This is a genomic window from Nonomuraea lactucae (genome assembly GCF_003313395.1).
GTDB lineage: Bacteria > Actinomycetota > Actinomycetes > Streptosporangiales > Streptosporangiaceae > Nonomuraea > Nonomuraea lactucae.
Genome location: NZ_QNFZ01000802.1, coordinates 1 through 5,207, shown reverse-complemented (window position 1 = coordinate 5,207; position 5,207 = coordinate 1). Strand labels below are relative to the sequence as shown.

The following is a 5,207-nucleotide window of genomic DNA, read 5'->3' as shown; positions in this document are numbered from 1 at the left end:
GCCCGCCACGGCCTCGCGCGGCGGGGGTGTGTGGGGCTCCGGGGGCCGCGCGGATCCGGCCGGTCCGGCCGCAGCGAAGCTCGGCCGGACCCTGCCGAGGCAGGGAGCGCCTCAGGGCGCTTCCACGGCCGTTTTTTCCTTAACGTCCCCAAAACATGACAATGCGAGTTATGCTCACTGTCTACCGCTAACGCCGGAAGTGCGGGGGCCCTCGGCGATTCTGACCGTCTGCGTGCCTCCGGAGGCCGGATGAGAGTCGACGACGCACCGTTCGATAGCGTGTTCACGTCCTTGAGCAAGCGCGAAGCCGAGGTCATGGACCTGATTGCCACTGGCCAGTCCAACGGCCAGATCGCACAACGTCTTTTCCTCAGCGAGAAGACGGTCAAGAACCACGTCAACCGCATCTACGCCAAACTGGGCGTGGACTCCCGCGTCACGGCCATCGGCCTCTGGCTGTCACGCAACCGCTGACCCGCCCCTGTCCCACCCCACCGTCCAGGACGGGGCAGCACGCTGGGGCACCGGGACCTCTCCTGGCACGACCCCTAAGGGCGTTGCGCCGCGTCCGCCACGCCCGCCTGACGTACTGCGCCTGGTACGGCAGGCGGGCATACGCTTGTCATCCTGGGACTGGTCCGCCTGACCGGCGATCGAGACCCTCTTGACCGTGACCCGCGGGTTGGTCTCGCAGGCCATCCCGGCCCACGTGAACACCGCCGTCAAACGCCACCCCCACTCTGATCCCCTCGGCCCAGATCATCGGTGGGGTGGTCGCCACGGAGCCGCACCCTACGAGGCGTCTACATAGGTTGCTGCAGCCGCTCGGCGGCTGTGACGGGTGGGTTTCGCGGCCGACGGTTCTGTTCAGAGGCCACTGACGAACAGCTCGGCCTCCCTCCGACCCATGCCCGTCTCGCCACGCACCAGGTGTACGGCCTGCTTGCTACGGCCCGCGGCCTTCAGATCGCGCACCCGGGTGGCCAGGTCGGCACGGTCGACCGTCCGAGGCGTGGCCAGCCTCCGCATGGCGGGGTGGCCGAGCGCGCTGCCTCCGGCGGCGATGCCGTCGACCATGGCCTTGGCCTGGATGAGGTCGAGGCCGGTCTGTTGGCGGACGAGTTTTACCGCCGCGATCATCTCGCCTTGGCCGGTCAGGTCGCGTACATGATCCTCCAGCTCTTGCGCCGACAGCGGTCGTCTCGGCAGGATCACCGCTCTGCGCCGCCTGCGAGAATTCATGATCACGAGTCCTGCGATGACGATCGGCACCATGAGGAGGCCGACGATGACCATCCGGTGGTCCAACGCTCGCCGGCGGCGATGTGGTGATGGTGTTCTATGGGGATCTGTTCCGTCCGGCCGCCGGTCAGAGGCCGGCGGCTTCTTCCAGCGTCCTGATGTCGATCTTCTGCATGCCGAGCATGGCCTTCATGACCTGCTGGGCTTTCGCCGGGTCGGGGCTGCTCAGCAGCTCGGGCAACACTGTGGGGATGATCTGCCAGGACAGGCCCCACCTGTCCTTCAGCCAGCCGCAGTGCGACTCCTCGCCGCCTTCGGTGAGCTTCGCCCACAGCTCGTCGACCTCCGCCTGCGTCGCGCAGTCGACGTACAGCGAGATCGCCTCAGTGAACGTGAACTGTGGGCCACCGTTCAGGGCGAGGAAGCGCTGACCGGCCAGCTCGAACGTCACCATCATGGCCTGCCCCGCCGGTCCCGGTCCCGCATCGCCGTACCGCTGGACCGAGATGATCCGCGAGTCGTCGAAGAGGGAGGTGTAGAACTCGGCCGCCTCTTCGGCCTGGTCGTTGAACCACAGGTACGTGGTGATCTTCTGCATCGTGTGCTCCTCCGTGAACCTTCGTCTGTCACCGGTAGGTCGAAGCCGCCGCGATGATTTCGACACGGGCGGCCTGTTCGTCGGAGAGAAATTTCGGTGGTGGGCGGTCGCTGGGGCCTACTCCTGGCGGACCGTTTGGATTCGGGCCGTCGCCGTCGCCACCGCCACGGGCCTGCCGTCGGGACCGACGAGCTCTCCGGCGAGAAAGCAGACCTCCTTTCCGCGCTGCACGATCCGCCCCCGCCCCAGCAGTCGTCCGGGGCGGGCGGGGCGGAGGAACTGGACATGGAGATCGAGGGTCGGCGCGAACTGGTGCTCCTGCAACGTCGCGACCAGCGCAGGCCCCAGAGTGTCGTCGAGCATCGCGGCCAGGAACCCGCCCTGGACCACGCCCACCGGGTTGGCGAACCGTTCATCCGCCTCGAACGCCACCTCGATGGTCCCCCGGTCCGGATCGACGTTGACCAGCTCCCATCCCAGGAGCTCGGCGGCAGGCGGCGGCGGGATCCGCCCCTCCAGGACGTCCCAGAACAACCCACGCCTTCGCGTATCCATCTCCATGGGGCACATTGAACAGGTCGCCACTGACAACGCCGCGATGAAAAGCACCGGCTGTCTTGCCGCCTGGGGCAAGTGGGGCGTCCCGTCATGCGGAAGGCCCGGCCGCCTGTGCGACCGGGCCTTCCACCAGGGACTTCCTTCAGGGTGAGTGAAGGGACTTGAACCCTCGACATCCAGGACCACAACCTGGCGCTCTGCCAACTGAGCTACACCCACCATGCCCCGCCGTCAGGCGGCACAGAGAAAGTGTAGCGGTGTTCGGGAGTCTTTACGCCATTGATTAGCCGGTGACACGCTCGGCGAGGGTCCGGGCCGTCGCCGAGTCGGGGCCGGGCTGGGCGACGAACACCGAGGCCCGGTAGTAGCGCAGCTCCCTGATGCTCTCCGTGATGTCGGCGAGCGCTCGGTGGCCGCCCTGCTTCTCCGGCGCCGCGAAGTAGACCCGTGGGTACCAGCGCCGCACCAGCTCCTTGATGGAGGAGACGTCGATCATCCGGTAGTGCAGGAAGGCGTCGACCGCGGGCATGTCGCGGGAGATGAACGTCCGGTCGGTGCCGATGGAGTTTCCGCAGAGCGGCGCCCTCTTCGGCTCGCGGACGTGGCGGCGGATGTAGTCGAGCACGAGCGACTCGGCCTCGGCGAGCGTCACCCCGCCCGGCAACTCGGGCAGCAGACCCGAGGCCGTGTGCATCTCGCGGACCACCTGCGACATCTGCTCCAGCGACTCGGGCGGCGGCTTGATGACGACGTCGACGCCCTCGTCGAGCTGGTTGAGCTCGCTGTCGGTGATGACGCACGCCACCTCGACGAGCGCGTCGCGACCGAGGTCCAGCCCGGTCATCTCGCAGTCGATCCAGACCAGCAAGTCACTCATTCGTACTCCTCGCCCAAGCGGCTCGGAGCTGCCCGCCCGCTTGCTTACAGGAACAGCCTAGTGCCATCGTTCAGGCAGGCTTGAGCGAGCTCAGAACCTGATCGACCACATCGGTGCCGAGGTTGTCCGGCACGGACACGTAGACGAGAGCCGGACGCTCTCCTTCGCCGCGGTCCATGAGCACGACCGCGCCGGTCTCCTTCTTCCACTTGTAGCCCTCCTCCTTCGATATCTTGGAGAAGTCGAGCTCGAACCGCAGCACCCACGCGGCCCGGTCGCCGATCTTGAACGCCTTGTCCTCGAGGATCTTGGTCTCGTGGGGGAGCTGGTAGTACTTGGCGAAGTCCGCGAACACGATCTTGGCTGTGGCCCCCAGGCCCTGCGCGCCCTCGTACGGGTAGAGCTCGTTCAGCAGGCCCGTGTAGACGTTGCCGATCCAGTCGTCCTTGCCGTCGTACTTCTCGTGGGAGATCGCCTGCACGCCGCTCGACCAGCGCTGCTGGGCGGGGTTGGCGCCGTTGATGGCGGAGTAGTCGGGCACGCTCCAGTCGTCGGGCGGCGCGTAGGAGACCCCCGCCTGCGGGTCGGTGATGCGGCCGTCCTGCGGCTGCGGCAGCTCGCCCGTCGGGGGCGGCGGCTCCGAGCTCTGCCCGGGGTCGGGGAGCTGCTCCTGCGTCTCGCTCGGCGTGGGCGCCGTCGCGGTGGGCGATCCGCGGTTCACGAAGAAGATGCCCGCCGCCACGATGACGCCGATGACGACCAGCGCGGCCAGCCCGCCGAACACCCAGGGGAGCGGGTTGCCCTGCTTCGGCGGCGGGCCGAAGCCGGGGCCGGGCAGTTGCGCGCCGCTCCACTGGCCCGTCTGACCCTGCTGGCCGTACCCGTACGAGGGCGGCGGCCCGTATCCGGACGAGGGCGGCTGCCCGTACCCGTACGAAGGCGGCTGCCCATGCGGCGGCCGGCCCTCGCCCTGCCCGTACGGCGCCTGCCCCTCGCCCTGCCCGTACGGCGGCCCGCCGTGGCCGGGCTGGGTCTGCCCGTAGGGCGACTGTCCGGGGTTCGGCTGGCCGAACTGGAGGGTCGGGTTCGCCGGCGTGGCCGTCCAGTCAGGGGCGGGCTGCGGCCCCGACGGCTGCTGCGGTGGCGCTCCCTGCTCCTGCTGGTGGGTGGCGTCGGTCCACTGGTTGCCGTCCCACCAGCGGAGTTGGGGCGATCCGTAGGGGTCGGGGTACCAGCCCGCGGGGGTCTGCGTGGTCATGTTCGTCAGATTAGTAAGAACCGCTTTCATATGCATTGTTCGAGCGACGCCGGCATGCTGCGTCAGCACTTGTAGGTGAACGACCCCTTGTCCGTCAGGCGGGGCCCGGGCGACAGCACGACGAGCGTGGCCGTGGCCTTCACGCTGCTCCTGCCCTTGAGCGTCCACCGCAGCGGCACCTCGTACGAGGTCTTGTCGGCGGTGGCGCGGAGGGTCTGCTTGACCACTTCCTTGTCCGTGCTCTTGCGCCACTCGTAGGTGATCTCCCCGGGGGCGCCGTTGGTCACGATGGTGCCGGTGACGACCACGGCGCTGTCGCAGCCCTGGGTCTTCTTCGGCGCCACGACCTCGATCGAGGTGACCGCGAGCGCGGGGGCGTCGCCCACGCCGAGCTTCAGCCAGGCCAGGATCGCCCCCGCGATGATGATCGCGAACAGCGCCGCGGAGAGGATCGTCCGCCGCCGGCCCGCGCGGGAGCGCCTGGCGGGGGCCTTCTGGAGCGTCGCCGCCTCCCCCCTTCCCTCGCGCCAGATCCGCTGGGCCGTGGTCTCGTCCTGCTCGTGCCGCGTGCCGACGCCCGGGCCGAACCGCATCGGCGCCGCCGAGCCGCCGCCCGGGACGTGCAGGAGCGTCACGATGTCGCCCTCGTCGCGCGGCGGCGCCTGCGCGGGCTG

The 5,207-nt window shown here is 68.9% G+C and carries 7 protein-coding genes and 1 tRNA gene; 1 reads left to right on the top strand and 7 read right to left on the bottom strand.

What is annotated here, in order from left to right; all coding sequences use genetic code 11:
* Positions 1-249 precede the first annotated feature (249 nt).
* Complete coding sequence (locus DQW85_RS28040; RefSeq protein WP_113702891.1) at positions 250-474, top strand: helix-turn-helix domain-containing protein; 225 nt, start codon at positions 250-252, stop codon at positions 472-474.
* Between the two features lie 393 nt (positions 475-867).
* Here the strand turns inward: DQW85_RS28040 and DQW85_RS28035 are convergent, their stop codons facing one another.
* The 7 genes from DQW85_RS28035 to DQW85_RS28005 all read right to left on the bottom strand — a co-directional run.
* Complete coding sequence (locus DQW85_RS28035) at positions 868-1,296, bottom strand: hypothetical protein (protein WP_113702890.1); 429 nt, start codon at positions 1,294-1,296, stop codon at positions 868-870.
* A gap of 73 nt (positions 1,297-1,369) precedes the next feature.
* Positions 1,370-1,840 carry a VOC family protein gene (locus DQW85_RS28030; protein ID WP_113702889.1) on the bottom strand — a complete coding sequence of 157 codons (471 nt, stop codon included), beginning with the start codon at positions 1,838-1,840 and terminating at the stop codon, positions 1,370-1,372.
* Between the two features lie 117 nt (positions 1,841-1,957).
* The gene (locus DQW85_RS28025) at positions 1,958-2,401 is read right to left on the bottom strand and encodes a PaaI family thioesterase (protein ID WP_113702888.1); all 444 of its coding nucleotides are present in this window, start codon (positions 2,399-2,401) and stop codon (positions 1,958-1,960) included.
* A gap of 143 nt (positions 2,402-2,544) precedes the next feature.
* Positions 2,545-2,617 (bottom strand) — tRNA-His (locus tag DQW85_RS28020).
* 64 nt (positions 2,618-2,681) lie between these two features.
* A complete protein-coding gene (gene orn, locus DQW85_RS28015) occupies positions 2,682-3,275 on the bottom strand; it encodes an oligoribonuclease (RefSeq protein ID WP_113702887.1) in 594 nt (197 codons plus the stop codon).
* Between the two features lie 70 nt (positions 3,276-3,345).
* Positions 3,346-4,533, bottom strand: coding sequence for a DUF2510 domain-containing protein (locus DQW85_RS46095; RefSeq protein WP_205315464.1), 1,188 nt, complete (start codon positions 4,531-4,533; stop codon positions 3,346-3,348).
* 62 nt (positions 4,534-4,595) lie between these two features.
* The coding region (locus DQW85_RS28005) for a hypothetical protein (protein ID WP_113702886.1) at positions 4,596-5,207 on the bottom strand (612 nt) is incomplete at its 5' end.

Coding starts and splice junctions, on each gene's coding strand:
- DQW85_RS28030 (WP_113702889.1), bottom strand. CDS start 1,840: ATGCAGAAGATCACCACGTACCTGTGGTTCAACGACCAGGCCGAAGAG.
- orn (WP_113702887.1), bottom strand. CDS start 3,275: ATGAGTGACTTGCTGGTCTGGATCGACTGCGAGATGACCGGGCTGGAC.
- DQW85_RS28040 (WP_113702891.1), top strand. CDS start 250: ATGAGAGTCGACGACGCACCGTTCGATAGCGTGTTCACGTCCTTGAGC.
- DQW85_RS28035 (WP_113702890.1), bottom strand. CDS start 1,296: ATGGTCATCGTCGGCCTCCTCATGGTGCCGATCGTCATCGCAGGACTC.
- DQW85_RS28025 (WP_113702888.1), bottom strand. CDS start 2,401: ATGGAGATGGATACGCGAAGGCGTGGGTTGTTCTGGGACGTCCTGGAG.
- DQW85_RS46095 (WP_205315464.1), bottom strand. CDS start 4,533: ATGACCACGCAGACCCCCGCGGGCTGGTACCCCGACCCCTACGGATCG.